This is a genomic window from Nocardia sp. CDC160, assembly GCF_035818795.1.
GTDB lineage: Bacteria > Actinomycetota > Actinomycetes > Mycobacteriales > Mycobacteriaceae > Nocardia.
On record NZ_JAYKYT010000003.1, the window covers coordinates 504,787 to 530,160 of the forward strand.

27 protein-coding genes are annotated in these 25,374 nt (G+C 67.2%); 12 read left to right on the forward strand and 15 right to left on the reverse strand.

The window, feature by feature from the left end; all coding sequences use genetic code 11:
• Positions 1–6: 6 nt before the first annotated feature.
• From VMT40_RS16975 to VMT40_RS17000, 6 genes are all read left to right on the forward strand, one after another.
• The gene (locus VMT40_RS16975) at positions 7–1,305 is read left to right on the forward strand and encodes a D-arabinono-1,4-lactone oxidase (protein WP_326359192.1); all 1,299 of its coding nucleotides are present in this window, start codon (positions 7–9) and stop codon (positions 1,303–1,305) included.
• Positions 1,306–1,375: 70 nt separating this feature from the next.
• On the forward strand, positions 1,376–1,603 hold the full coding sequence (locus VMT40_RS16980; RefSeq protein ID WP_326359193.1) for a CsbD family protein: 228 nt from the start codon (positions 1,376–1,378) through the stop codon (positions 1,601–1,603).
• 13 nt (positions 1,604–1,616) lie between these two features.
• Entirely contained in the window at positions 1,617–1,928 is a 312-nt protein-coding gene (locus VMT40_RS16985) for a hypothetical protein (protein ID WP_326359194.1), read from the forward strand.
• Between the two features lie 56 nt (positions 1,929–1,984).
• The gene (locus VMT40_RS16990; RefSeq protein ID WP_326359195.1) at positions 1,985–3,490 is read left to right on the forward strand and encodes a BCCT family transporter; all 1,506 of its coding nucleotides are present in this window, start codon (positions 1,985–1,987) and stop codon (positions 3,488–3,490) included.
• Positions 3,491–3,540: 50 nt separating this feature from the next.
• On the forward strand, positions 3,541–3,936 hold the full coding sequence (mscL, locus tag VMT40_RS16995; protein ID WP_326359196.1) for a large conductance mechanosensitive channel protein MscL: 396 nt from the start codon (positions 3,541–3,543) through the stop codon (positions 3,934–3,936).
• A gap of 71 nt (positions 3,937–4,007) precedes the next feature.
• Positions 4,008–5,525, forward strand: a complete 1,518-nt coding sequence (locus tag VMT40_RS17000) for an MFS transporter (protein WP_326359198.1) — start codon at positions 4,008–4,010, stop codon at positions 5,523–5,525.
• Between the two features lie 20 nt (positions 5,526–5,545).
• Here VMT40_RS17000 and VMT40_RS17005 read toward each other — a convergent pair whose 3' ends face one another.
• The 5 genes from VMT40_RS17005 to VMT40_RS17025 form a co-directional block, all read right to left on the reverse strand.
• Positions 5,546–6,145 carry a sigma-70 family RNA polymerase sigma factor gene (locus VMT40_RS17005; RefSeq protein ID WP_326359199.1) on the reverse strand — a complete coding sequence of 200 codons (600 nt, stop codon included), beginning with the start codon at positions 6,143–6,145 and terminating at the stop codon, positions 5,546–5,548.
• 168 nt (positions 6,146–6,313) lie between these two features.
• On the reverse strand, positions 6,314–6,655 hold the full coding sequence (locus VMT40_RS17010; protein ID WP_326359200.1) for an ANTAR domain-containing protein: 342 nt from the start codon (positions 6,653–6,655) through the stop codon (positions 6,314–6,316).
• A 30-nt stretch (positions 6,656–6,685) separates the two neighbouring features.
• Positions 6,686–7,024: a hypothetical protein gene (locus VMT40_RS17015; protein ID WP_326359202.1), complete on the reverse strand. Its 339-nt coding sequence runs from the start codon at positions 7,022–7,024 to the stop codon at positions 6,686–6,688.
• A gap of 112 nt (positions 7,025–7,136) precedes the next feature.
• Entirely contained in the window at positions 7,137–7,823 is a 687-nt protein-coding gene (locus VMT40_RS17020; protein WP_326359203.1) for a GAF and ANTAR domain-containing protein, read from the reverse strand.
• A 98-nt stretch (positions 7,824–7,921) separates the two neighbouring features.
• Positions 7,922–9,214 carry a YhgE/Pip domain-containing protein gene (locus VMT40_RS17025; protein WP_326359205.1) on the reverse strand — a complete coding sequence of 431 codons (1,293 nt, stop codon included), beginning with the start codon at positions 9,212–9,214 and terminating at the stop codon, positions 7,922–7,924.
• 76 nt (positions 9,215–9,290) lie between these two features.
• Here VMT40_RS17025 and VMT40_RS17030 point away from each other — a divergent pair, with 76 nt between their 5' ends.
• The 3 genes from VMT40_RS17030 (at position 9,291) to VMT40_RS17040 (ending at position 11,760) form a co-directional block, all read left to right on the forward strand.
• Entirely contained in the window at positions 9,291–9,911 is a 621-nt protein-coding gene (locus tag VMT40_RS17030; protein ID WP_326359207.1) for a TetR/AcrR family transcriptional regulator, read from the forward strand.
• Positions 9,912–9,988: 77 nt separating this feature from the next.
• Positions 9,989–10,588, forward strand: a complete 600-nt coding sequence (locus VMT40_RS17035; protein ID WP_326359208.1) for a TetR/AcrR family transcriptional regulator — start codon at positions 9,989–9,991, stop codon at positions 10,586–10,588.
• The gene (locus VMT40_RS17040; RefSeq protein ID WP_326359209.1) at positions 10,585–11,760 is read left to right on the forward strand and encodes a DUF4132 domain-containing protein; all 1,176 of its coding nucleotides are present in this window, start codon (positions 10,585–10,587) and stop codon (positions 11,758–11,760) included. The genes VMT40_RS17035 and VMT40_RS17040 overlap by 4 nt, the downstream gene beginning before the upstream one ends.
• On the opposite strand, the gene VMT40_RS17045 is transcribed toward VMT40_RS17040, so the two are convergent.
• From VMT40_RS17045 to VMT40_RS17065, 5 genes are all read right to left on the reverse strand, one after another.
• Positions 11,736–13,193, reverse strand: a complete 1,458-nt coding sequence (locus tag VMT40_RS17045) for an FAD-binding protein (protein ID WP_326359210.1) — start codon at positions 13,191–13,193, stop codon at positions 11,736–11,738. The genes VMT40_RS17040 and VMT40_RS17045 overlap by 25 nt on opposite strands.
• Positions 13,190–13,681 (reverse strand): VOC family protein, encoded by a 492-nt coding sequence (locus VMT40_RS17050; protein WP_326359212.1) that lies wholly within the window; start codon positions 13,679–13,681, stop codon positions 13,190–13,192. The genes VMT40_RS17045 and VMT40_RS17050 overlap by 4 nt, the downstream gene beginning before the upstream one ends.
• 46 nt (positions 13,682–13,727) lie before the next feature.
• Positions 13,728–14,387: a TMEM175 family protein gene (locus VMT40_RS17055; protein ID WP_326359213.1), complete on the reverse strand. Its 660-nt coding sequence runs from the start codon at positions 14,385–14,387 to the stop codon at positions 13,728–13,730.
• Positions 14,380–15,075: a VC0807 family protein gene (locus tag VMT40_RS17060; protein WP_326359215.1), complete on the reverse strand. Its 696-nt coding sequence runs from the start codon at positions 15,073–15,075 to the stop codon at positions 14,380–14,382. Before VMT40_RS17060 ends, VMT40_RS17055 begins: the two co-directional genes overlap by 8 nt.
• Before the next feature lie 101 nt (positions 15,076–15,176).
• Entirely contained in the window at positions 15,177–16,550 is a 1,374-nt protein-coding gene (locus tag VMT40_RS17065; RefSeq protein ID WP_326359216.1) for an MFS transporter, read from the reverse strand.
• A 165-nt stretch (positions 16,551–16,715) separates the two neighbouring features.
• On the opposite strand from VMT40_RS17065, the gene VMT40_RS17070 reads away from it, so the two are divergent.
• From VMT40_RS17070 to VMT40_RS17080, 3 genes are all read left to right on the forward strand, one after another.
• On the forward strand, positions 16,716–17,276 hold the full coding sequence (locus tag VMT40_RS17070) for an ArsR/SmtB family transcription factor (protein WP_326359217.1): 561 nt from the start codon (positions 16,716–16,718) through the stop codon (positions 17,274–17,276).
• Between the two features lie 23 nt (positions 17,277–17,299).
• A complete protein-coding gene (locus VMT40_RS17075; protein ID WP_326359219.1) occupies positions 17,300–18,718 on the forward strand; it encodes an alpha/beta hydrolase family protein in 1,419 nt (472 codons plus the stop codon).
• Positions 18,719–18,780: 62 nt separating this feature from the next.
• Positions 18,781–19,575: a VOC family protein gene (locus VMT40_RS17080; protein WP_326359221.1), complete on the forward strand. Its 795-nt coding sequence runs from the start codon at positions 18,781–18,783 to the stop codon at positions 19,573–19,575.
• 118 nt (positions 19,576–19,693) lie between these two features.
• On the opposite strand, the gene VMT40_RS17085 is transcribed toward VMT40_RS17080, so the two are convergent.
• The 5 genes from VMT40_RS17085 to VMT40_RS17105 are packed head-to-tail and all read right to left on the reverse strand — an operon-like array spanning position 19,694 to position 25,286.
• A complete protein-coding gene (locus VMT40_RS17085) occupies positions 19,694–20,551 on the reverse strand; it encodes a fumarylacetoacetate hydrolase family protein (RefSeq protein WP_326359223.1) in 858 nt (285 codons plus the stop codon).
• Positions 20,548–21,735, reverse strand: coding sequence for a glycerate kinase (locus tag VMT40_RS17090; protein ID WP_326359224.1), 1,188 nt, complete (start codon positions 21,733–21,735; stop codon positions 20,548–20,550). Before VMT40_RS17090 ends, VMT40_RS17085 begins: the two co-directional genes overlap by 4 nt.
• A gap of 14 nt (positions 21,736–21,749) precedes the next feature.
• A complete protein-coding gene (gene gcl, locus VMT40_RS17095; RefSeq protein WP_326359225.1) occupies positions 21,750–23,528 on the reverse strand; it encodes a glyoxylate carboligase in 1,779 nt (592 codons plus the stop codon).
• Positions 23,529–23,533: 5 nt separating this feature from the next.
• Positions 23,534–24,424, reverse strand: a complete 891-nt coding sequence (locus VMT40_RS17100; RefSeq protein WP_326359226.1) for a 2-hydroxy-3-oxopropionate reductase — start codon at positions 24,422–24,424, stop codon at positions 23,534–23,536.
• Between the two features lie 40 nt (positions 24,425–24,464).
• Positions 24,465–25,286: a hydroxypyruvate isomerase family protein gene (locus VMT40_RS17105; RefSeq protein ID WP_326359227.1), complete on the reverse strand. Its 822-nt coding sequence runs from the start codon at positions 25,284–25,286 to the stop codon at positions 24,465–24,467.
• Between the last annotated feature and the right edge of the window lie 88 nt (positions 25,287–25,374).

The window sequence follows — 25,374 nt, forward strand, 5'->3', positions numbered from 1 at the left end:
GGTCGCATGACCAACTCTTGGGTGAACTGGGCCGGGGATCAGCGCTGCACCCCGGCAGCCATCGCCGAACCGAGCTCGCCCGAGGACGTCGCGGCAGTACTCGCACAGGCCGAGGCGAACGGACACACCGTCCGGGTCGCCGGATCCGGCCATTCCTTCACCGAGACCGTGCTCACCGACGGCACGCTGCTGCGGTTGAACAAGCTGGACAAGATCCTGAACGTGGACCGCGCGACCGGTCTGGTCCGCGTCGAGGCGGGTCGCACCCTCAATGCCACCAGCGAAGCCCTGCACCCACTGGGCCTGGCCTTCCCCAATCTCGGCGATATCGACGTGCAGTCGATCGCGGGGGCGACCGCCACCGGCACCCACGGCACCGGGTCCAAGCTCCAGAACCTCTCGGCCGCACTGCAATCGGTGGAGCTCATGCTCGCCGACGGCAGCCGGGTCGAGCTCAATGAGCAGACCGATCCGGACGGCTGGCGGGCCGCACGGGTGAATGTGGGCGCGCTCGGCGTGGTCACCGCGGTCACCCTCCAGATGGTGCCGTCGTTCGTCCTCGAGGGCATCGAGCGCCCGGTGCCGGTCGAGGACGTGCTGGCCGATCTGGACACCTACGTCGACGGCAACGAGCACTTCGAGTTCTACATGTTCGCCCACAGCCCGTTGGCAATGACCAAGTGCAACAACACGGTCGATCTCCCCGAGCAACCGCGCGGCAAAGCCGTGGACTGGTTCTCGGACATCCTCGTGACCAACTACACCTTCGACGCGCTGTGCCGCCTGACCCGCCGCCGCCCGCGCCTGATCCCGACCGTCCAGCGCGCCGCCGCCTACGCGGGCAGCTACCGCCGCCAGGTCGAGCGCTCGTACCGAGTCTTCGCCAGTCCCCGCCTGTTCCGCTTCACCGAGATGGAATACGCACTGCCGCGCGAACATTCGGCCGCCGCGATTCGCGAGATCCGTGAGGTGGCCGCGCACTTCGACACCGTGATGCCGATCGAGGTGCGCTGGGTCGCCCCCGACGACGCCTTCCTCTCCCCCGCGGGCGGGCGCGAGACCTGCTACATCGCCGTGCACCAGTACCAGGGAATGGAGTACGAGCCGTATTTCCGCGCCTGCGAGGCGGTCTTCGACCGCTACCACGGCCGCCCGCACTGGGGTAAGCGACACTTCCAGACCGCCGAGACGCTGCGCGGGCGCTATCCGGAGTGGGATCGGTTCGCCGAGGTCCGCCGCCGGTTCGATCCGAAGGGCCGGTTCACGAACGCCTATATCGAACGCGTACTTGGACCGGTGGTCTGAAACAGGACTAGTATCGGTTGCTGAAAGATCGCTGTAACTGCCCGAGCGTGACCAACGTAGGGAGGTTCCGATGTCTTCTTTCGGCGACAAGATGAACGAGGCCGGTGACCAGGCGAAAGCCGCCGCCCAGGACATGGGCGACAAGGCGCGCGAAGCCGCCGACAAGGCCGGTGACGAGGTGCGCGGCACGATGGACGAGATGAAGGAGCGCCTCGAACACGCCGGTGACGACGTGAAGGAGAAGGTGGGCGGCCTCCTGGGCAAGGTCAAGGAGAAACTCGGCGGCGGATCGAAGTAGGGGGACCCGCGATATGCCGACGAATGACAATTTCGGCGACAACACCGAACGGCTGGCCGACGACCTCCGCGCCACCGCGGAGGCCGCGGCCGGACAACTGGCCGAACGGGCCAGCGGGGCCGCCGCCGAACTCGCCGACCGGGCGCAGAACGCGGCCGCCGATCTCGCCGATATGGCGAAGGCATTCGCCGACAAAATCACTCCCGAGGATCTCCAGGGCACCCTGGAACAGGTGCGGGCCAATCTCGACCACGCCGCACAGGACGTGCTGGCCGCGGTCAACGAGATCGTCACCGCGCTGAAGAACAAGGCGGGCGGAAAATAGCGCACAGCACCGAGTCCGGGTCGAGCGGCCCGGACTCGGTTTCCGTCCATCCCCGAATGGCCGTCGCGCCCCGGGTCTTCTGGCCCGCGGCCATTGTCGTCGCCGCGTTCACGGTGTACGCCATCGTGTTCCGCGAGACGGCCGCCCGGCAGGCGAAGGCCCTGCAGGACAATGTGATCGGCGGCTTCGGCTGGTACTACATCGTGATCGTGAGCCTGTTCGTGGTGTTCGCGATCTGGCTGGGACTGGGCCGTTTCGGCGGCATCACCCTCGGCTCGGACGGCGAGCGGGCCGAATACTCGCTGGGCGCTTGGCTTTCCATGCTGTTCGCGGCGGGCATGGGCATCGGCCTGGTGTTTTGGGGCGTGGCCGAACCGCTGTTCCACTACGAGGATCCGCGGCCCGGCGTCGGCCCGACACCGGCGCAGCGCGCGGATTCGGCCATGGTGCAGACGTTTCTGCACTGGGGCATTCACCCGTGGGCCATCTACGTGGTGGTCGGGCTGGCCATCGCGTATTCGATCCATCGCAAGGGTCGCCCGGTCTCCATCCGCTGGTCGCTGGAATCGCTTGTGGGCGATCGTATTCGGGGCTGGCGCGGGGATGTGATCGACGTGGTGGCGGTGATCGGCACCGTCTTCGGCGTGGCCACCTCGCTGGGGCTGGGCGTCCTGCAGATCTCGGCCGGACTGAATTACCAAGGCTGGCTGCACGAACCGGGCAAGGGCCCGCAGGTGGTGCTGATCGTCGCCGTCACCGCGCTGGCCACGGTCTCGGTGGTGACCGGCGTGGACAAGGGCATCAAGCTGCTCTCCCAGGCGAACATGGGCGTGGCCGGAACGCTGCTGCTCTATGTGCTGATCGCCGGGCCGACCCTGTTCATCGTCAACGACCTGGTGCAGAACATCGGCCAGTACCTGCAGACCCTGCCGAAGATCAGCCTGTACACCGGTGCGACCGAGGGCGCGGACGGCACCGCGTGGACTCGGCAGTGGACGGTCTTCTACTGGGGTTGGTGGATCTCCTGGGCACCGTTCGTTGGAGTGTTCATCGCGCGAATCTCGCGTGGCCGCACCGTGCGCGAGTTCGTGGCGGGCGTGCTGCTGGTCCCGACCCTGCTGACCTTCGTCTGGTTCGCGGTGTTCGGCGGCGCGGGCCTGCACCGCGAGATGTTCGGCGGCGGTGGGCTTGTCGGCCCGGACGGACCCGATCGCGACAGCGCGCTGTTCGCGCTGCTGCACACCCTGCCCGGCGGCTCGATCACGGCGGGTCTGGCGATTCTGGTGATCGTGTTGTTCTTCGTCACATCCGCGGACTCGGGCGCATTGGTGATCAACATGCTGTCCTCGGGCGGCAATCCGGAACCGCCGACCTGGAGTCGGGCCTTCTGGACCTGCGCGCAGGGCGCGGTAGCGGTGGCATTGCTGGTGGCCAGTGGCACCGGCACCTCGGCGCTCACCACGTTGCAGACGGTGGCCATTCTCATAGCGCTGCCGTTCAGTGTCGTCATGCTCGCCATGTGCGTCGCGTTGGTGCGAACCCTGCGTGCCGAAGCCCCTTAGACTCGTTCGGAACATTACGAATACGTCTCGGATTGGATTGATCGCGCGTCATGCTCAAGGGTTTCAAGAATTTCCTGATGAGGGGCAATGTCATAGATCTGGCCGTGGCCGTCGTGATCGGCACGGCCTTCACCGCCATCGTCACCTCGGTGACCAAGGGGGTCATCGAGCCGCTGCTCGCGACGCTCGGCGGCAATAAGGAATACGGTTTCGGCGTCCAGTTGATCGCCGACAAGCCAGCCACTTTCATTGCGCTCGGCCCGATCATCAGCGCCGTCATCAACTTCGTGTGCGTCGCCGCGGTCCTGTACTTCGTGCTCATCGTGCCGATGAACACCATCAAGAAGCGCTTCGCCAAGCCCACCGAGGTCAAGGCCGATCCGACCGAGTTGGAATTGCTCACCGAGATTCGTGATTTGCTCGCCAAACAGCACGCGGACAAGTAGGACACACCCTCGAGTAGGCTTAGCCAGGTTGTTGCCATCAGCCGATCAAGTCCCCGACTCGAGGAGATGACGTGCAGAACCAGGTGGCCCCGGCCCTCGCCAGTCGCTGGGCCATGCTCGCCGTCCTGTGCGCGAGCCTGCTACTGGTGGCGATGGACGCGACCATCCTGAATGTCGCGCTCCCGTCACTCATCGACTCCATGGAACCCAGTCCCATGGAACAGCTTTGGATCGTGGACCTCTACGGCCTGGTGCTCGGCGGTCTGCTCATCACCTGCGGCGCGATCAGCGACCGCTACGGACGCAAGCGGCTGTTCCTGGCCGGGTTCCTGCTCTTCGGCCTCGCCTCGATCGTGGCGGCCACGGCCACCGCGCCCGCCCAGCTGATCGCGGGTCGGGCATTGCTGGGCGTCGGCGGGGCCATGGTCATGCCGTCCACGCTCAGCCTGATTCGCAATATCTTCACCGACGACAAGGAACGCACCCTCGCCATTGGCATCTGGGCCTCGGTGGCCGGTGCGGGCGCGGCCATCGGCCCGCTGGTCGGTGGCCATCTGGTCGAGGCGTTCGGCTGGTCGGCGGCCTTCTGGCTGAACGTGCCGGTGGTCATCGTCACCGTGGCCACCGGGCTCTGGCTGCTCCCGGAGTACAAGGCACCCCAGCAGGGCAGCGGCCTGGATTGGGCCAGCGCCGTGGTGTCGGTGCTGGGCATCGTGGCGCTGGCATGGGGCATCAAGCATGTGGCCAAGGGCAATCCGGCGCTGATCGATCTGGTGATCCTGCTCGCCGCGTTCGTGCTGCTGGGCCTGTTCGCCTACCGGCAACTGCGATCACCGGATCCGCTGCTGGACGTGCGGCTGTTCAAGAACCGCGCCTTCACCGCCGCGGCCCTGGCCACGCTGCTGGCCATGCTCGCCATCGGCGCGGCCCTGTTCTTGATCTCGTTGTGGCTGCAATACATTCACGGCTACACGCCCTCGCAGGCCGGTGTGCGCACCCTGCCCGCGGCCATCGCCACGCTGTTCGGCTCGCTGGCCACGCCGTGGCTCATGCAGCGCGTGGGCGTGCGCTTCCTGATGGGCTTCGCCCTGGGCGCGCTGGCCATCGGTTTCGCGGTGCTGGCGGCGGTGCCCAACACCACCTACCCGCTCGTCGCGCTGATCCTGGTCTGCCTCGGCATCGGTGACGGCATCGCCATCACCACCGCCGCCGCGGTCATGGTGGCCGCGGTCCCGCCCGAGCGCGCGGGCCAGGCGGGCGCGGTCGAGGAGACCAATTACGAGCTGGGCATCGGCCTGGGCGTGGCGCTGCTGGGCAGCATTCACGGACGCCTGTTCACCAGCCACATGACCGGATTGCCGCTGCAGGGCGACGATCTCGCCGATGCGCAGGGCTCGGTGGGCGGCGCGGCCCACGTGGCCCAGCAGATCGGCGGACCGACCGGCGATCAGGTGCTGTCCATCGCCCAGCACGCCTACGACGCCGCGCTGACCACCACCTCCTGGATCTCGACCGCCATGGTGGGCACGGTCGCGGTGCTCACCGTGATCCTGGTCCCGCGCGGCTTCAAGGCGACCTCCGCGCACTGACTTCACCGCATTGAATTCGCTTACGCCAGTGACGTTTTCAACTGCGCCAGGCCGGATCGGATGCGCGCCTTGACCGCGGGCAATCCAATGCCCAACCGCGCCGCCACCTGCGCGTACGTGAGCCCCCCGTAGAACGCGAGCACCACCGATTCCCGCTGATACGGTGTGAGAGCGGCCAATCCGTTGCGAATGGCCCGTTCGTCCTGTCGTCGCAGGATCTCCTCGGCCACCACATCGGTGGCGGGTCGGTAATCGCAGACGCCCCAACGGTGTTCGTGCCCCGCGGCGCTGCACTCGCGCCGCACGCGATCGACGGCCTGGTGGTGGGCGAGGGTCGTCAGCCACGTCAGCGCATTGCCGCGGGCCGGATCGAAGCCGGACGCGCTGCGCCAGACCTGGAGATACACCTCGTGACAGGTCTCCTCGGCATATCCGGTGTCGCACACGATGTTCAGGACGCGGGAGTAGATGAGCCCGCGGGTTCGGCGGTAGAGGTCCTCGTAGGCGGCCCGGTCGCCCTCGGCGATCCGGCGGACGAGCTGGTCGAATTCACTACCTCGCCGAGTACGGCGAGTGGAGATATGGGCAGGCGAATAATGCGGTGCACGTGAGGAATTCACGATTGCCCCCAGGTCGACGAATATCGAGCATAGAATTGCCGTTAAATAGACGGGCCGTCGAGTGCTGGGACGGTCGTCATGCGCACGGAAACCGGCCGGGGACAGGGGCTTTCGGTTCCGCCAGCTGTCCAGGTTACTCCTGATTCACGAATGAAAACTCACAAGTACTCATATTCGCAAACCCAGCTCGACAATCCCGTGCGCGACGGCGTGCACGGTGACGCGATTTCTACGGGCGTGGGCTCGAATCAATTGGAATGCCGCGTCCGGGGTGGTGCGATGGGCATGGGCGATCACGCCCTTCGCCTGTTCCACCACGATGCGGGTGGTCAGCGCGTGTTGGAGCTGTTCGGTCACCCGCCGGTGGCGCTGCACCAGATTCGCGGTGACGATGTGGCCGGTCGCCATGCCCGCCAGCAGCGTGGCCACCGACAGATCCCGGCCCGTCCAGTGACGAGGATCACGCGAATACAGGCTCAGCACACCGGCTTCGGTCTCGTCGAGCCGCATGGGGATGGCCGCGACCGACGAGATGCGGTGCTACCCGGCCAGACTCGTGTACTCCGGCCACATGTCGCCGTAGCCTTCGATATTCGTGACGGTCACCGCGGCACCGCAATCGTGCGCGACCACGCCGGGACCGCGGGCGTAGTCGCGTTGGCAGACCTCGAGATCCAGCAGGTTTTCCGGTATTCCGCCGAAAAGATCCGACCGGTTGGCTTGCAGACCCGGTGACAATGCCACCGTCACGCCGCCCGGTTCCAGCACATCGATGGCACTGCGCATCAATTCGTCCAGAATGTGCGACAGCTCGTGCGCGGCCGGGAGCAGCCGCGCGAACCTCGCCAATACCGACACCAGCAACTCACTGTCGGACACCGCCATCACCCCGCATCGGCGGACCTGCGGAATCCGCCACGTAAGTTTTCTGTGCCGCCTTTGCCGTCAGCTCATGGTATTTGCCGGGCCGGGCGTGTCGGAACAGTTGCGCTCATTCGGCCTCGAACCGAACGTCCCGTTCCACCACCCGCCGCGCCACCTCGACGAGGGACAGCCCGTGGGTGAAGGCGTATCCGCGCAGGCGGGCGTACGCGTCGGCGATCTCGATGCCGAGTTGGGCGCTGGTCATGCCCGCCGCCTGATGAATCCAGCGGCTGGACAACGGCTGTGCCCACTGCCGCGTCTCGTCGCCGGACGCCAGCACCAGACTGGCGGTCACCAGATCCGCGATGTGCAGTGCCGCCGACAGCAGCCGCGGCCCCGGCCGCCCGATCGTCTCGCGGTACAGATCCACCGCGCCGAGCCGTATCGCGCCCAGCCGCAAGGGCACCGCGAACATGGACCCGGTCAGTGACGCGGCGGCGAGCGCCTCCGCGAAGCCCGGCCACTGCTCGCAGTCCACGCTCAGCTCGGTGACCACCACGGGCACACCGTCGATCACGGCCGTGACCGCGGGCCCCTCCCCGGCGGTGGCCTGCGCCAACTCCACCCGTTCGGCGAATTCGTCACTGGCACACCAGGGTTGCATGCCCGCGTCGCGTTCCTCCAGCACGATGGCGGCCCGGGTCACCGGCAGCACGCGCACGCACGCGGTGCACACCGCCCCGAGACCGCCACCGGCATCGCGCACTGCGCGCAGGAACTGTCCCGTCAGCTGATCGAACTGCGACGAAGCCATCACCATCGAACCGCCCCACAATCATCGCCCGGCGATGAGTTATTCGGTGCCCGGGGCCAGTATCTCCGTCACAGCTCGACAACGAACAGGGCCGAAAGTCACTGTGGGTGGCCGGGTTCCGCGACGTGCGGCACGCCGAGCCGGTACAGCCCGCGCAGATCGTAGGTGTGCGTCGCGACCGCGCCGAGCAGCAACCCGACGGTCAACCCGAACAGCGTCATCCAAATGCCCGTGCTCAGACCGGCTTCCAGATGCCCGTCGAAGAACAGAATGGCGCGCACCGACAAATAGATCTGATGCATCGGCTCGAAGCTGGACAGCGCGGCGATCCAGCGTGGAATCGCCTCCACCGGAATGGAACCCGACGACGACGGCAGGCCCAGCACCACGAACACGATCATATTGACCAGCAGTCCCATGGTGCCGAAGGCGGCCAGTACCGACAGACCGGTCACCGAGACCGCGATGATCGCCAGTGTGCCATAGAGGAACAGCGGCAGCGGTTGATCGATCGGCATGCCGAACAGGGTCGCGATGCCCATGAACATGCCCGACAGCACCGGCGCGGTGACCGCCGCGATGGCCCACTTGGCCAGCAGGGTTCGCCAGCGGCTGATGGACCGCGGCTCCGGGGCGCGGAACCACGGACCGTATTCGGCCGGAAGGTAACCCAGCACATTGTCGATCATGGAGTGGATGATCATCGCGCCGCTGAATCCCGCGAAGAGCAGGACCAGGGTGTAGAAGAAGGCCGAGAGCCCCTGCCCGGTGCCCGCGGGCAGCGGGCGATACGGGCTGACCACCACATCGATGGGCTTGGCCAGTTGCAGCCTTGCGGCACCGGTCAACTCGGTGTTCACCTTGGCCTTGACCTGATCCGTCAGCTGCGCGCCCACGGTCGAATTGACCTGCGCCATGGCCCGATCGGTGATGCGCTGCATGATCGAGGAGGCGTAGGTGCCCGCGCGCGGATTGGTCTGCACGGTGATCGTCGGCCGCTCGATATCGCCCGGCACCACCGAGGCGGCCGCGAGAATGGACAGTCGCTTGGTGAAGTCCCCGGGAATGATGATCGCCCCGTAGACCTGTCCGTTGCTCAACTGCTGGCGGGCGTCATTGATGCCGACTCGCCGCAGATCGATCTTCTCGCTCGGAATCTTCTGGCTCAGCGCGTCGGCGATCTGATCGCCGATATTGACGGTCTTGCCGTCCATGACATCGCCGACGTCCTGATTGACCAGGGCGACCGGGAAATCGTGCAGGTTCTTCTCCGGATCGGAGGTGTACCCGAGGTACATGGTGCCGATCAGCGCCGCGAGCAAGGTCAGCACCACCATCGGGCCGATCCAACCGCGCAGGGGAACGCCGGTCGGTGCACTCGTTTTCACCATGCGAACGAATGTAGGCAGCGACAACAAAGTAGTCAACGCCAACATAGGGGAGTGTGTCCGATATCCTGCTCTCACCATGAGCATCGCCAAGCGCAAGGCCCGCGAAGTGGTGGAGCGCGCGCGGTCCTACCACCACGGAGACCTGCGCGCCGAACTACTGCGCCGCGCCGAGGAGACCCTGAGCGAGGCCGGGGTCGACGGCCTGTCGCTGCGGCAACTCGCCCGCGACACCGGCGTCAGCCACGCCGCGCCCAGCCGCCACTTCCGAGACAAGCAGGCCCTGCTCGACGCGCTCACCACCGCCGGTTTCGAGCGCCTGGGCGCGGGCTTCGAGAAGGCCGCGGCTACGGGCACCTTCCTCGAGCGCATGCGCGCCATGGCCGAGACCTACCTGCACTTCGCCATCGACAACCCGGCCCTGCTGGCGCTGATGTTCGCGCGCAAGAACAGTCCCACCCCCGCCATCGGCGAGGCCGCCGCCCGCGCCTTCACCGTCCCCATCGACATGGTTGCCGACGGCCAGGAGCACGGCGAGGTGGTCCCCGGCGACCCGCGCCGCATCTGCCTGTCGGCGGTCGCGGCCCTGCACGGCCTGGCCGCGATTCTGGGCTCGGGCCTGGTCGATTCCGAGGAGGCCGACAGCCTTTTCGACGAGATGGTCACCCACATGCTCGACGGTTTGCGTCCACGTCGCTGAGTCGGCCGTAACCTTTCAGGCGTGACGATCGAGAAACGACAGTGACGATCGAAGGCAGGCAGTACGGCGGACGCGCCGTGACCGAACGAAAAGCCGAGCGGCGACAGCGATTCCTCGACGCCGCCATCCAGATTTTCGGTGAGCGTGGCTACGCCAACTGTTCGCTCGCCGACGTGTGCGCCGCCGCCGGACTATCCAAACGCCAGTTCTACGAGGAGTTCCAGACCCGCGAGGACGTCCTGGTCGCGGCATACGACCAGATCCAGGACCAGTCCGCCGCGGCCCTGGCCAGCGCCCTGAGCGACATGGGCCCCGACCCCGACCCGACCGAGACGGTCACCACGGTCCTGTCGGCCTTCCTGGACTCGGTGGGCTCCGACCCGTTCCGCGCCAAGGTCGCCTTCGTCGAGGTCGTCGGCGTGAGCGAACGCATGGAACAACACCGCCGCGAACGCCGCCACGCCTGGGTCGACATCATTCGCCTGGCCCTCCAACCCCTCGCCGGACCGAACGCCGCCATCCGCGGCAATCCGGACCTGGCGGGCAGCGCGCTGATCGGCGCGGTCAACGGCCTCGCCCACGAATGGCTCCTCTCCGACCCCCGCCCCCCGGTGAGCGACCTTGTGGATCTGCTGGTCCCCATGGCGGTTTCGCTCATCGTGCGCGATCCGGTATGACCGAGGACGACCGGCGCTGGCCCGATCCACACGCCACCGACACCGTGCGGAGGTTCCTGCGACGCCATCGACGGGCCGTGGACACAATTCTGACCTCGGCCCGACTGGACGGTTTGGACGAACTCGCGGACGCCGCTGCGGAATATGCCGCCGCGCCGGAGGGCCCGTGTACGCCGGAGGGGGCCGCGGTCGCCTTCGCCATCGCGCAGCACGCGGCGGTGGCGTATCGGACCGGGGCGCGACGGGAGCGGGAGTTCATCGATCGGTTCGTCGACAGCTGGATGATCGAGCATGGGCACGATTTCGTGACCGCGGTCGCTGAGGCGCGGCGTGGGGTTCGGGTGGAGGAGCCCGACCCGCGGGCGGGGCGGATGACACCGTGGCTGCGCTTGGCCGCGGCGGACGAGGATGGGTCGGCCGCCGATGAGGCCCTGATCCGACGGGTTCGGGACCGACTCGCCGTGGTGGCGGAGTCGGGCGAGGAGGGCACGTCCCACATTGTCACCGAGCCGAAATCCATTACCACTGACCAGATTCGGCGGTTCGAGGCGGCGATGGTGGATGGGCGGCGGTGGCGGGTGGCGGCGCATCGGCGATTGGTTCTCGAGGATCCGGCGCTGGGGCAGTTGGCGCGGCGTCTGGTGTGGGCGCGGTTCGACGGCCACGGGGCGGTGGTTGGGACCTTTCGGATCGAGGCGGATCGATCGCTCGTCGATGTCGGGGGCACGCTTGTCGAGCTACCCGGTGAGGCGCTGATAGGTATCGTCCATCCGATTCATCTGGGCGATTCGGTCGACGCGTGGCGTAACAGCTTCGGCGACACCGGATTACGCCAGCCCTTCGAGCAGCTGACCCGACCGATCTACAGGTTCACCCCGGAGGAGTCGGAGTCGACCGTCCTGCACCGCTTTACCGATCGGCAGGTGCGCACCGATCGCCTGTTCGCCCTCCAGGAACTCGGCTGGGAGGTCACCCGGGAAGCCCTGTACCGCCGCCTCACCCCCACCCGCGAGGTAACCGTCACCTTGGACCCCGGTCTGGAGGGCGGCTACCGGTATGAGCCCGAGCGGCAACGCATTCTGTCGGTGGAGCTGCGAGGCGGCACCTTCGGTATTCTCGACGCCGTCACCGCGTCAGAGCTGATTCTTCAGCTGGAGCGTCCCGCCGCGTGACGGCCCGCGCGGCGGCCGAAGAACGATCCGGAGCCGAGCTGGGTGCCACTCGAATACCCCTTGCCGTCTTGGGCGAGAGTGGAGGAGGTGGCTCCCGCCGCGTACAGCCCCGGGATCGGTGAACCGTTGTCCCGCAGCACCTCTCCGTCGACGGAGGTCCGCAGACCGCCGAGGGTGAATCCGGCGTAGAGCGCCTTGCCCAACGTCAGATCGAAGGCCGCCCATGGCCCCTGATTCTGCGGTTGCAGCCATTCGGCGGCCTTGTGGAAGTCGGGGTCCTCCCCGCGCGACGCGTGCTCGTTGTAGGCATCGAGGGTGGATCGCAGTGCCTCATAGGGTATTCCGAGCGCATCGGCCATCTCCTCGACGGTCTCCCACCCGTCGATGAACGGTGCGAGCGGAAACATGGGTCGCTCCATGTGTTCGGCATCCACGATCAGATAGGCCACCGCGCCAGGCTGTTCGAGCACGAAGGCCGACGTCCGCGCGTGATACGAGTCCTCGGCCACGAACCGTTTCCCGTTGCGGTTCACAATGATTCCCGTCAGCAGCTTCGACGGTGGATACACTGGCGCGGTCACGAACGCCTGATCCATCATCCGCGTGGCCGCCCCCGCCGAAACCCCCAGCCGAATCCCGAGCCCGTCGTCGAAGGGCGTCCCGAGCACGAACGGCTTCTCGCTCAGCCACGGCACATGCTCGGCCACCATCTCAGAGTTCATCACGAACCCACCGGCCGCCAACACCACCGATTTCGCCCGCACCACACCGGTTCTGCCGAGATTCTTCCAACGCACGCCCACGACCGCGCCGTCCGCGTCGGCGACCAGATTGGTGGCCCCCGTCTCGTAGCGCACCTCGACATCGAGCGCGGCCGCCCGCTTCACCAGCAGATCGATGATCATGGCCGCGCCCTGGGTGTCCCCCGGCACCGGCACCTTGTGCCCGCGCGGCGCGGGCGTCGCCTGCTCCCGGTAGGGCCACACCTTCTCGTTGCCGGTGTACATCAACCCCTGGGTGCCGGGCTGAATGACCGCCTTCTCCGGGTAGTAGCTGCGCTCGAACTCGAAGCCGAGGCTCTCCAGCCAGTCGAAATGCGCGACGCTGCCGTCACAGTAGGCGCGAATCTTCTCCGGCTCCGGATCCCGCGCGACCGCGAGCAGATACTTGTACATCTCCTCGGCCGAATCCCGGTGCCCCGTAGCGTTTTGCACCGCGGTCCCGCCCCCGAGGTAGAAATGTCCACCCGCCAATGCGGTCGTGCCGCCCGCGACCCCCGCCCGCTCCAACACCAATACCCGAGCCCCGTGCGCCGCCGCCTCGACCGCCGCGCACCCGCCCGCGATCCCGAACCCGACGACGACCACGTCGACCTCATCGGACCACGCGGTCATCGACTCCGCCGCAATGATTTCCGGTATCGCTGTGCTCACCGCGCATCCTTCTTGATCTGCTCGAAAAACAGCCGCATGTTCGGCCCGATCTCCGCGAGTTCGATGAACGGCACCCCCGATGCCGCCCCGTCCAGATAGGCGAACCGCATCTGCCCACCCATATCGCCCTGCTGCACCACGTCGATCCCCTGCGCCGCAGCGTCTTTCAGCGCCGCGTCGAAGTCCTCGGGTTCCAGGCAGACGTGATGCAGCCCCGGCCCGCCGCGCTCGAGGAACTCGGTGTAGATCGACGTCCCGCGCACCGGCTGAATGAGTTCGAGCTGGGTGTCACCGCTGTAGGACAACGAGATGTGCGCGGTGAAATCCGCGGGATCACCCCGGTACACGGTGTTCTCGGGCCCGAAGCGCACGTCCGGCATGCGCATCCAGCGACGCGCGCCCAGCACGGTCGTCAGGAACTTCTCCCCGGCCGCGATGTCCGCCACGACCCAGGCGATCTGAGTAACCGGTCCGCCCGCCACGCTCATGCTGTCCACCCCGGCAGTTAATCACAATCGCTTAAATTGGCAAGCCCTACTCTTCATCGGGATCCGGCTCGCTCGGCGACGACCACCCCTTGTTGCTCACCCCGTAGAACGTCGAGACCAGCAGATACAACACCAAAGCCGTGATCGGCGACAGGAATCCGATCCCGATCGTCACCGCGTAAACCAGAATCCCCGGCCAGGCCCGCCACCGCTCCCGCCGCGCGTAATCCGGTCCCAGTCCAGGCTTCAACATTTCCGGCCGCTGCTCCAGCCTGCGCCACATGGGAGCCCACGGAATCGTCATGATCACCCCCACGATCCCGTAGAGGGCCACCGCGACGACGGCATCGCGCCGGGTTCCATGCACGACATTGTCCGCGACCACGATCGTTGGAAACGGGACGAGCGAAACACCCAGCAGCAGCATCAGATTCCACCACCGGAGCACGTGGTCGATGCGTCGCAGCCGCCCGAAGAAGGTGTGGTGATTCATCCACACCACGCCGATCGTCATGAACGAGGCCAGATACGCCAGATACGTCGGCCAGATGTGTCCCAGTTCCTGCAGCAAATGCCCCGGCTCGTGCGGGGGCACTTGGATATTCAAAATCAACAGGGTGATGGCAATCGCCATCACCCCGTCGCTGAACGCTTCTACTCGAGCGGTTCCCGTCAGTGTGCTGTCCGGAACCGAACCCTCACTCATGCACCGAAGCGTAGCCCGGCTGGGTGGCGGCGGCCTCGGATCGCCTGGCCCACTTGATGGTTCGCACCGTGATCAGCATCAGGGTGGCGGTGGTACCGATCATCAGGACGCTGGACAGCCACGCCATGGTGTGGATCGGCAACTGGTAGGCGAGCACCACACGCACCACGGACTCCCCGATCATGCCCACACCCCACATCGCCGCGATCCGGTTGTGCGTGCGCCGCACCATCGGGATGTTGTTGAACTTGTACTCCATCTCGGCGAGCTTCCGCGGATTTCCCGAGAACGCCTTGCGTGCCGCCACATAGGTCAGCGGCTTGCCGAACAGGGCGCTGACCGCGAAGGCGAGCCCGATCACGGCGGTGGTGAGCGAGTCGCGCACGATCATCATCCGGGCGTCCCCGCTGATCAGCGAACTGACGATGCCGAAGGCGAAGCCCGCCAGAATCAGCGCGGACATGGCGTCGATCCGCCGAGCCCGGACCACCTCGACCAGGACCATGACCCCCGAGACCAGACCGCCCGCCAGCAGCGCGGCGAAGTCGGAGTATCCCGCCCAGTGCAGGCCGTAGTACGCGGCGAGCGGCACCGCGATATCGCGGAGGGTCGGGGCGAGCATGCGCAGCAGATTCGGACGAGTCTCCGCCCCCTGCGGCGCGTTCACAGTGGTGGTGTGGTCGGCCATTTCGGAACTCCTGTAATCGGTCTGATCGCTACAGGAATGACGCTACGGACGCGCGGACCTCCCCGAATCTGCCAACCATCACCTCTCGACCATGACAGTTGTCATGCCGGTTCCGGCCGCGCCGCCCCGATCGGAACCGCCACCGTCGCAGCCGATTCCAACCTGTGCCCCTTGGTCTCCGGGGCACCCCAGAGACAGATCAGGAAGCCGACCGCGGTCAATCCCGCCGCGAACAGGAAGGTCGGCCCCATCCCGAGATGGTCCAGCGACCAGGGCAGCAGGTAGGTCCCGAGCGCCGCGCCCACCCGGCTGATGGACGTGGCGAATCCGACCGCGGTGGCTCGAATGTGCGTGGGGAACAACTCGTTCGGATACGTCCAGTCCAGGACGTTCGGACCGCCGCAGAAGAACGCGTAGAGGCACAGCATGAGGAAGGCCAGCACGGCGGGCATGGCGGGCCAGACACCGATGAACAGCACCGGAACGATCATCAGCCCGAAACACCAGACGATGGTCGGCCGCCGTCCCACGGTGTCGATCAACCGCATGGCGGGCAGGCAGCCGATGAGGAACACCAGGCTGATCAGCGCGGTGCCCAGGGTGTCCATCCAGGTTCCCGCGGGCATGCCGAACGCCGCGAGGATCTGCGGCCCGAAGGTCAGCATGGCGAACAGCACCGCCACCTGGCACAGGAAGAACCCGCTGCAGAAGATGGTCCGCTTGCGATAGGTCGGCCGGAACAGCCCCCGCAGCGACCCGTGCTTGGCCGGATGCGCCTCGTCGCCCGCCTCCACCAGCGTCGCCGGGTCGACCTTCACGTGCAGATACTTCTCGATCATCCGGGCCGCTTTGTCGGCCTTCCCGTGCTGTGCCAGCCAGCGCGGCGACTCCGGCGCGGTGCTCTGCCGAATGATCAGGAAGAACGCACACAGCACGGCACCGCTGGCCAACTGCCACCGCCAGCTGCCATTGCCGAAGAACGTCAGCATCAGATACCCCACCACGTACGCGAGCACCGACCCCGCGTACCAGGCGACGATCTGGAATCCGAGCAGCTTTCCGCGCTGTTTTAGCGGCAACCACTCACCTAGCAACGATGTGGCGATCGGGTAGTCGGCGGATACCGCCATGCCCAGAATGAAGCGCAAAACCACAATGAGCCAAATGGATTCGGCCCAGAACGACGCGATCGAACAGGCACCCATCACCACCAGATCGGCCGTGTACATGACCTCGCGCCCGATCTTGTCGGTCAGCACCCCGAACAGGGCTCCACCCACGAACATGCCGACCAGCGCCGCGGCCCCGATCAACTGGGTATCCCCCGTGCTCAAATTCAGTTCGGCCGTCATGCCGATGAGCGCGGTCCCGACAATGCTCAGGATGTACCCGTCCAATAGCGGCCCACCCGAACACGCGACCGCCAACCGCTTATGGAACGACGTGAACGGCGCATCGTCGATTACCGAACTCACGCGGCCTCCTCGCAACCCGGAAAACCCACAAGCAATCAATTAGCAAACAGTTCGAACGTACCCGGAACCAGATCACCCCCAGCCCTGACACGCCAACGCAATTGACGGCCACTCACATCGCAAAGACTCTTTGCAAACATCCTTTGCTACCGCTAGCCTGGGGCCATGGCCGATCAGCCCGCTCCCGAACGGATTTCCGATGTCGCCGCGCTGCGGCTGCTCGCGCACCCGCTGCGGAGGCGGATCGAGGAGCAGTTACGGGGTGGGCCCGTCACCGCGACGAGCCTGGCCGCGGCGCTCGGGGAGAGCAGTGGTTTGACCAGCTACCACCTGCGGCAGATGGCGAAATACGGCTTCGTCGAAGAGGTTCCGGAGCTGTCGACCGGGAAGGAGCGTTGGTGGCGGGCCGTTCCCGGCGACCGGCGATACCCGCGGTACAGCGAGATGAGCGGCGAAATGCGGGAAGTCGGTGCGGATCTCGCCCGGCAGCACGTGGCCGAACTGGTGGAGCTGTACGAGAGTTTCGAACGGCACGCCGGTGAGCTCGGCGACAGGGCCGACACCTTCGCGTTCTCGCGGGCGACCATTCGGGTCGACGCGGCGCGTTTCAAGGAATTCTTCGAGGACTACATCCAGCTGGTCCAGCGCTACGGCGCGACCGAGGAGGCGGACGGCGGCGATCGGCATGCCGTGCTGTTGCGACTGTTCAGCTTCCCAGCGAGCTGAATCACCCATGGAGACAACCGAACATGCGAATCACACCGACGGCCGGGGCCGGGCGGGTTCTCCTCCCCTGCGTACTCGTGGCCATACTTCTCACCCTGTTCATGCCGTGCGCACCGCGCGCCACCGCCGCACCCGACTCGACCGGACGTGAGGTCACCTTCACCGGGGGCGCGGGGCTCACTCTGCACGGCACCGTAATCAGCCCGGCCGCAACGAATTCCGATACACCCGGCATAGTTCTGGTCGGCGGGTCCGGTCCCGGACCCCGCGAGGAGTACCGCCGCGAGGCGGAAGCCTTTGCCGCGGCGGGCATTACGGTCCTGATCTACGACAAGCGGACCGACGGATACTCGCGAACCCACCGAGACTTCGGATTGCTGGCCGACGACGCCCTGGGCGCGGTGCGATACCTGCGTGACCAGCCCGGCGTACGCCGAGACATGGTGGGACTGTGGGGTTTCAGCGAGGGCGGGTGGGTAGCGCCCCTCGCGGCCTCCCGGTCCGACGACATCGCGTTCCTGATCACGCTGGGCGCTTCGGGCTACGATCCACTGCGCACCCAGACCTGGTACCTGGCCAACCGGCTCCGGCACCGGGGTGACCGCAGCGCGCTCATCGACGCCCTGGCCGGTCCGGCCGCCCGGCTCCTCGCGGGCACCGGCCTGTTCGCCGCCGCCGATTTCGATCCCCTCCCCGTGCTGCACCGCGTGCACGTCCCCATCCTGGGCCTGTGGGGCGACCACGACGTCCAGGAGCCGCCGGTCGAAAGCGCCGCCATCTTCCAGCGTTCCCTGACCGCGGACCCCAGCGTCACCCTGCGATTCCTCACCGCCGCTTCGCACAATGGCCGCTCCACCGTCACCGGTTTCGACCGGGTCGGCCCGACCTACGATCGCCCGATCCCACCCGGCGACTTCGCACCCGGCTACCTGGACACGATGACCGATTGGCTGCATCGGGTAGCGGCCGGAACCCCGCCGGAGTCCTCCGCCGCACCGGCACCCGCCCAGCCGACCGCCAGCCGCGATCCCGGCCGCGATCCGTGGACCTCCCCCGGTATTCAAGCGGCCGTCATCATCCTGCTCCTGGTCGCGTTCCTCGCCTATCTGCCAATCTCGCGGACCGGCAAGAGAATCCGCGGCACCCGCCCGCTCGCACTGTTCGGTCTGACCTCGGTCCTGGGCACGATCGCCTACCTGCTGTGGATCTACGCCACCGGCGGCAACTCACCGGGCCCGATCGTCCTCGCCCGACCGCTCCCCTGGCTGGTCCTGCAACTGCTGGCCGTCGGCACCGTCGTGGCGCTGGCCCTCACCCTGTACAACACCGTCCGGTCCCGGGCCGCCCTGACCGCGATCCACCGCCGCGGACTCGCCCTCCTGATCCCCGCCGGGTTCGTATGGTTGGCATGGGCCCCCACATGGGGCTTGCTCTTCCGATGAGTTCCCGGGTCTCGGGTCGTCTCCACTCCCGGGGACGTAATACACCGATCCGAGGAGTTCTCATGTCCGACAGCACGCGACCGGGAGACCCGGTCTGGACCGATCTGTTCACCACCGACACCGACGGCGCCATCGCCTTCTACGGCGAATTGTTCGGCTGGACGGCCGAAGTCGCCCCCGAGCACGGCGACTACATCACCTTCCGCAAGGACGGGAAGGCGGTGGCGGGCGGCATGCGCAATGACGGCAGCGGCGGCCCCAGCCAGTGGATGGTCTACCTGGACACCCCCGATGTGGAGCGGACGGCGGAGGCGGTGGCCGCGTCCGGCGGCATGGTCGTCATGCCCCCGATGGCCGTCGGCGACCTCGGCAAGTTCGCCATCTTCGGCGACAACGGCGGCGTCGGCATCGGCGCGTGGGAGTCCGGCACCATGGGCGGTTTCGAGTTGCGCGGCATCGTCGGCGACGGCCACTGGGACGGCCACGTCGGCGCGCCCTCCTGGTTCGAACTGCACACCCGCACCTACGACGACGCGCTGAAGTTCTACCGCGAGGTGTTCGGCTGGCAGGACCCGTTCACCATTGGCGACACCCCCGAGTTCCGTTACACCACAATCCATTCCACCACCCCCATGCTCGGCGGCGTGATGGACGCGACCACCTTCCTGCCGCCCGGCGTGCCCGGCTACTGGACCGTCTACTTCGGTGTCGAGGATGTCGACGCGAGCGTGCGCAAGGTGGCCGAACTCGGCGGCACCATCCTGCGTCCCGCCGAGGACACCCCCTACGGCCGTCTGGCCGCGGTCACCGACCCCACCGGCGTGCAGTTCAGCCTGGGCGGCAACAAGTCCGCGTGATCGCCGACCCCCGGACAGGACGAACGGCCCGGTCTCCACAGCGACCGGGCCGTTCGAATACTCCCGCTGCGACGTACTGGCACCCCAGCTGCGCCGTCGTACGCCCCCTCGGGAATCCTCACCCGCGCATGCCGGTGGCCAAAGTCTGTTGCCGCCCCAAACCGGCGACCTCCGCAACGACGACATCCCCGTCGCGCAGATAGGGTTTCGGCTCCGGCCGACTGACCGCGACGCCCGCCGGGGTCCCGGTCAACACCAGATCGCCGGGTTCCAGGGTCATCAGCGAGCTCAGGTACGCCAGCAGCTCGCCGACCCCCGCGACCATGTTCCCGGTCGTACCCTCTTGCCGCCGTTCACCGTTCACCCACAGCTGCAGGCTCAGCGACTGCGGCTCGGCGACCTCGTCGGGGGTCACCAGCCAGGGACCGATGGGCGTGAAGGTGTCGTACGACTTGCCCTTGACCCAGGTCGGTTCGCCCGCAATGCCATTGCGCTCGGTGACGTCGTTCGCGGTGACGTACCCGCCGACCGCCCCCAGCGCGGTCGCGGGATCCGGGCAGTCGCGCAACCGCTGCCCGATCACCACGCCCAATTCCACCTCGTGATCGGTGGCCTGGCTGCCGCGCGGGATTTCGATGGCGTCGTAGGGCCCGCTGATCGTGGTGCCCGGCTTGAGGAACACCACCGGCCGTTCGGGAATGGCCGCGCCGATGGCCGCGGCGTGGTCGGTGTAGTTGAGCCCGACACCGATCACCTTGCCGGGCCGCGCGATCGGGGCTCCGATCCGCTGCGCGGAGTCCACCTCGGGCAGGCCGCCGCTGGCGAGGGCACGCTGGACGGTGGCCAGTGTGGATGGATCACCCAGGAGCTGACCGTCGATATCGGCCACGAACGCCGAAAGATCCCGGATCACGCCCGAATCATCAATGGCCGCAGGCTTTTCGGAGCCCTTGGCACCTACTCGCAACAGTTTCACGAATCACCTCCTGCTTGGTCGGCCACCGCCGCCGCCACGCCCGGGCCACCGGCGAGATGCTCATACGCGATCCGAACGCCCAACTGCTGCAACAACATCGCCCCGGCACTCAAGCACCGCTGCTCATCCGGTTCGATCTCGATGAGCGAGTACGCCGCCGCGAATCCGGTGTCGCGCAAGCGATCCTCCGGCAGAGTGTTGCGGCCGCAGACCGCGACCACCGGCACGCCCGCAGCGCGTGCGGCGGCCGCGACCCCGGCCGGTGCCTTACCGTGCAAGGTCTGCTCGTCGAGCTTGCCCTCACCGGTGATCACCAGATCGGCCCCGGCCAGCTGAGCCTCGAAACCAACCAATTCCAGCATCAATTCGATACCCGGCCGCAGGGTCGCGCCCAGCACCGCCAAGGCGGCGAATCCGACGCCCCCCGCGGCGCCGGAGCCCGCCAGCTCGTCGAATGTCCCGGCACGCCGATCCGCCCCGAGCTCCGCGGCCAGCCGCTGCGCCCACTGCCCGAGCGCGGCGTCCAGCTCGGCCACCTGGGCCGGATCGGCGCCCTTCTGCGGTCCGTAGACCGCAGCGGCCCCGTGGGGTCCGGTGAGCGGATTGTCGACATCGCAGGCCACGATGACCTCGACGCCGTCCATCAGCTCCCGAAGGGCGGTCAGGTCGATGGAGTGCACCCGGGTGAGAGCCGCCCCGCCGTCGCCGATGGGCTGGCCATCGGCGTCGAGCAGACGGGCACCGAGCGCCTCCAAAAGACCTGCGCCGCCGTCGGTTCCGGCGCTGCCGCCGATGCCGAGCACGATGCGGCGGCATCCCGCCGCGACCGCGGCCGCGATCACCTCGCCGGTGCCCCGGCTGGTGGCGGTCATCGGTCGCAGCAGGCCGTCCGGCAGCCGCACCAGGCCCGACACGTCCGCCATCTCCACGACCGCGAGATCCTCTCGGCGGGCGTAGGCGGTCAGCACCGGTTCTCCGGTCGGTCCCGACGCGGTCAAGGGAACCGCGTCGAAACCTGCCGCGAGGGCGGCGGCGACGGTGCCGTCACCGCCGTCGGCCACGGGCACGACCGACACCTCGGCATCGGGTCGCGCCCGCCGGATTCCGGCTCGCACGGCAGCTCCGACCTGCACCGCGGTCAGCGAGCCCTTGAATTTGTCGGAGGCGATCAGCACACGAGCCATGAGGCGGAATCCTTTTAGTCCAGCGGGACGGTTGCGGTGGGGGCGTCGGCGAACGCGGAGGCCAGCTCCTCGAACTCCGTGATCGCGTCGATCCCGGCCGCACCCATGGAGACGTTGGTGACGCGCTCGAGAATGCACTCGACCACGACCGGCACCTTGTACTCGGCCATCATCGACTTGGCCTTCTCGAAGGCCGGACCGATGTCCTCCGGGTTGAAGACGCGAATCGCCTTGCAGCCCAGGCCTTCCGCGACCTTCACGTGGTCCACGCCGTAGCCGTTGACCTCGGGCGAGTTGATGTTCTCGAAGTCCAGCTGCACGTAGTAGTCCATGTCGAACGCGCGCTGCGCCTGACGGATCAGGCCCAGGTACGAGTTGTTCACCAGCACATGGATGTACGGAATGTTGAACTGCGCGCCGACGGCCAATTCCTCGATCAGGAACTGGAAGTCGTAGTCACCCGAGAGCGCCACGACCGGCTCGTCCTTGACCGCGGTGGCCACACCCAGCGCGGCGGGCAGGGTCCAGCCCAGCGGACCGGCCTGACCGGCGTTGATCCAGTGCCGCGGCTTGTACACGTGCAGCATCTGCGAGGCCTGGATCTGCGACAGACCAATCGTGGTCACGTAGCGGGTTTCCGGGCCGAACGCCTTGTTCATCTCCTCGTACACACGCGCGGGCTTGAGCGGCACGTTGTCGAAGTGGGTCTTGCGCTGACCGGTGGCGCGCTTGGCGCGCACCTCCTTCACCCACGCGCTGTGGTCGGTCAAACCGCCGACCTTGTCGAGGGATTCGGCGACCGCGATGAACTGCTCCAGCGCGGCACCGGCATCGGAGACGACACCGTAGTCGGGCGCGAACACGCGACCGATCTGGGTCGGCTCGATGTCGACGTGCACGAAGGTGCGGTCCTTGGTGTAGACGTCCAGCGCGCCGGTGTGGCGGTTGGCCCACCGGTTGCCGATGCCCAGCACGAAGTCCGCGGCCAGCAGCGACTCGTTGCCGTAGATGTGGGAGGTCTGCAGACCCACCATGCCCGCGTGCAGTTCGTGGTCGTCGGCGATGGTGCCCCAGCCCATCAGGGTCGGGACCACCGGGACGCCGGTCAGCTCGGCGAACTTCACCAGCAGCTCGGAGGCGTCGGCGTTGATGATGCCGCCGCCCGCGATGATCAGCGGGCGCTTGGCCTCGTTCAGCATCTGCAGCACCTTGGCGGCCTGCGCCGGGGTCGCGGCCGGACGGGTGACCGGCAGCGGCTCGTAGGTGTCGATGTCGAACTCGATCTCGGCCAGCTGCACGTCGATCGGCAGGTCGATCAGCACCGGGCCCGGACGGCCTTCGCGCATGAGCCAGAACGCCTTCTGGAAGGCGCCCGGCACCTGGGCGGGCTCGAGCACGGTGGTCGCCCACTTGGCCAGCGGCTTCGCGATGGACGCGATGTCGACGGCCTGGAAGTCCTCCTTGTGCAGCTTGGCCACCGGGGCCTGGCCCGTAATGCACAGGATCGGAATGGAATCCGCGGAGGCGGAGTACAGCCCGGTCACCATGTCGGTGCCCGCGGGGCCCGAGGTGCCGATGCAGACGCCGATGTTCCCGGCCTGGGCGCGGGTGTAGCCCTCGGCCATGTGCGAAGCGGCCTCGACGTGGCGGGCCAGCACGTGCTTGATGCCACCGTGCTTCTTCATGGCGGAGTAGAACGGGTTGATCGCGGCGCCGGGCAGGCCGAAAGCCTGTGTGGCCCCTTCCTTTTCCAGGATCAGGACCGCCGCGTCGACGGTACGCATGCGTGCCATGTTGGTCAGTTCTCCTTGTCCAGCTTGCCGCTCAGGCGCTCGACGCCGCGCAGCAGTGCAGAGTGGTCCAGGTGGCCGTCGCCATTGGCGCGGGCCGAGGCGACCAGCTGCGCGATGAGCGAACCGGCCGGGGTCACCAGACCCGCCTCGCGGGCGGCGGTGGTGAAGATGCCCATGTCCTTGTGGTGCAGGTCGATCCGGAAGCCCGGGGCGAACTCGCGGTTGGCCATCTTGTCGCGCTTCTGGTTCAGCACGGCCGAACCGGCCAGGCCGCCGCCGAGCACATCGAGGGCCGGGCCGAGCTCGACGCCGTAGGCCTCGAGGAAGACCACGGCCTCGGCCAGGGCCTGGATGTTGGTGGCCACGATGAGCTGGTTGGCGGCCTTCACGGTCTGGCCCGCGCCATTGGTGCCCACGTGCACGATGGTCTTGCCGACGGTGTCCAGGTACGGCTTGGCGGCCTCGAAGTTCTCGGCCGAACCGCCGACCATGATCGACAGGGTGGCGTTGACCGCACCCGGCTCGCCACCGGAGACCGGGGCGTCGATCAGGCGGAAGCCACGCTCGGCGGCCTGCTTGGCCAGCTCCTGGGTGACATCCGGGCGGATGGAGGAGAAGTCGATGATCAGCGCGCCGGGCTCGGCGGTCTCGAAAACGCCTTTCTCACCGGCCAGTACGGCCTGCACGTGCGGGGAGTCCGGAACCATGACCGCGACCACGTCGGCGCCGCGCACGGCGTCGGCGATCGAGGTGACGGCGCGGCCGCCCGCGTCCACGAGCTTCTGCGCGTTGGCGGGGTTGAGGTCGAAGCCCTTGACGGTGTGGCCCGCGTTCTGCAGGTGGACGGCCATCGGGCTGCCCATGATGCCGAGGCCGATGAAAGCAATGGTGCTCATGATCTGTTCCTAAGTCGTTGGGGGTGAAAGTCTTTGGTGATTACTTGGCGGCGCGACGCTCGCGCGGGAGCCAGGCGAAGCTGTCGACGGTCGCGCCGGACGGCTTGTACTCGAGCGCGGCCCAGCCGCGGTAGCCGTTGGCCTCGAGGGCGGTCAGCTGCTCGTCGATCGGAAGTTCGCCGGTGCCGGGCTCATTGCGACCCGGGTTGTCGGCGATCTGCACGTGCGCGATGCGGGCGGTGTGCTCGGCGATCACCTTGTCCACGTTGTCGCCGTTGACGGCGAGGTGGTAGAGGTCCGCGAGCAGACCGATGTTGGATACGCCCGAGTGCGCCTGGACCTTGTCGATGACGCCGAGGCAGTCGGCGGCGGTCAGCAGCGGGTAGCGGGGCGCGCCGGAGACCGGCTCGACCAGGATGGTGGCACCGATGCGGGCGGCGGCCACGGCCGCGGCGGAGAGGTTCTCCACGGCCAGCTTGTCCTGCTCCTCCGGGGTGGCGTCATCCACGCGGTTGCCGTACAGGGCGTTGAAAGCCTTGATACCCAAGCGCTCTCCGATGCCGACGGTCACGTCGATGTTGTCCTTGAACTCCGCGGCGCGCGCGGGCCACGACACCAGGCCACGGTCGCCACCCGGCATGTCACCGGCGAAGAAGTTCAGGCCGATCAGCTGCACACCGGCGTTCTGCACGGAGGCGACGAAGGCGTCCACGTCCTTGTCGGACGGCACGGCCTCGGCAAAGGGCCACCAGAACTCGATGGCGTCGAAGCCCGCCTCCTTGGAAGCGGCGGCGCGCTCCAGGATCGGGAGCTCGGTGAACAGCAGCGAGCAGTTCACGGCGTAGTTGAGCGAGTGCGTCATGGAATCCCTCCAGTCGTTTCCGCAGAGCGTCTTTCGAGCTTCTGCCCTATTTTCCGCAATGCGGAAATGTTTTTCTGGGATATGAAAA

Excerpts from the sequence above, each read along its gene's own strand:
- VMT40_RS16975 (WP_326359192.1), top strand. The coding sequence starts at position 7 with ATGACCAACTCTTGGGTGAACTGGGCCGGGGATCAGCGCTGCACCCCG.
- VMT40_RS16980 (WP_326359193.1), top strand. The coding sequence starts at position 1,376 with ATGTCTTCTTTCGGCGACAAGATGAACGAGGCCGGTGACCAGGCGAAA.
- VMT40_RS16985 (WP_326359194.1), top strand. The coding sequence starts at position 1,617 with ATGCCGACGAATGACAATTTCGGCGACAACACCGAACGGCTGGCCGAC.
- VMT40_RS16990 (WP_326359195.1), top strand. The coding sequence starts at position 1,985 with ATGGCCGTCGCGCCCCGGGTCTTCTGGCCCGCGGCCATTGTCGTCGCC.
- mscL (WP_326359196.1), top strand. The coding sequence starts at position 3,541 with ATGCTCAAGGGTTTCAAGAATTTCCTGATGAGGGGCAATGTCATAGAT.
- VMT40_RS17010 (WP_326359200.1), bottom strand. The coding sequence starts at position 6,655 with ATGCGGCTCGACGAGACCGAAGCCGGTGTGCTGAGCCTGTATTCGCGT.
- VMT40_RS17020 (WP_326359203.1), bottom strand. The coding sequence starts at position 7,823 with ATGGCTTCGTCGCAGTTCGATCAGCTGACGGGACAGTTCCTGCGCGCA.
- VMT40_RS17025 (WP_326359205.1), bottom strand. The coding sequence starts at position 9,214 with ATGGTGAAAACGAGTGCACCGACCGGCGTTCCCCTGCGCGGTTGGATC.
- VMT40_RS17030 (WP_326359207.1), top strand. The coding sequence starts at position 9,291 with ATGAGCATCGCCAAGCGCAAGGCCCGCGAAGTGGTGGAGCGCGCGCGG.
- VMT40_RS17040 (WP_326359209.1), top strand. The coding sequence starts at position 10,585 with ATGACCGAGGACGACCGGCGCTGGCCCGATCCACACGCCACCGACACC.
- VMT40_RS17050 (WP_326359212.1), bottom strand. The coding sequence starts at position 13,681 with ATGAGCGTGGCGGGCGGACCGGTTACTCAGATCGCCTGGGTCGTGGCG.
- VMT40_RS17055 (WP_326359213.1), bottom strand. The coding sequence starts at position 14,387 with ATGAGTGAGGGTTCGGTTCCGGACAGCACACTGACGGGAACCGCTCGA.
- VMT40_RS17060 (WP_326359215.1), bottom strand. The coding sequence starts at position 15,075 with ATGGCCGACCACACCACCACTGTGAACGCGCCGCAGGGGGCGGAGACT.
- VMT40_RS17070 (WP_326359217.1), top strand. The coding sequence starts at position 16,716 with ATGGCCGATCAGCCCGCTCCCGAACGGATTTCCGATGTCGCCGCGCTG.
- VMT40_RS17075 (WP_326359219.1), top strand. The coding sequence starts at position 17,300 with ATGCGAATCACACCGACGGCCGGGGCCGGGCGGGTTCTCCTCCCCTGC.
- VMT40_RS17080 (WP_326359221.1), top strand. The coding sequence starts at position 18,781 with ATGTCCGACAGCACGCGACCGGGAGACCCGGTCTGGACCGATCTGTTC.
- VMT40_RS17090 (WP_326359224.1), bottom strand. The coding sequence starts at position 21,735 with ATGGCTCGTGTGCTGATCGCCTCCGACAAATTCAAGGGCTCGCTGACC.
- gcl (WP_326359225.1), bottom strand. The coding sequence starts at position 23,528 with ATGGCACGCATGCGTACCGTCGACGCGGCGGTCCTGATCCTGGAAAAG.
- VMT40_RS17100 (WP_326359226.1), bottom strand. The coding sequence starts at position 24,424 with ATGAGCACCATTGCTTTCATCGGCCTCGGCATCATGGGCAGCCCGATG.
- VMT40_RS17105 (WP_326359227.1), bottom strand. The coding sequence starts at position 25,286 with ATGACGCACTCGCTCAACTACGCCGTGAACTGCTCGCTGCTGTTCACC.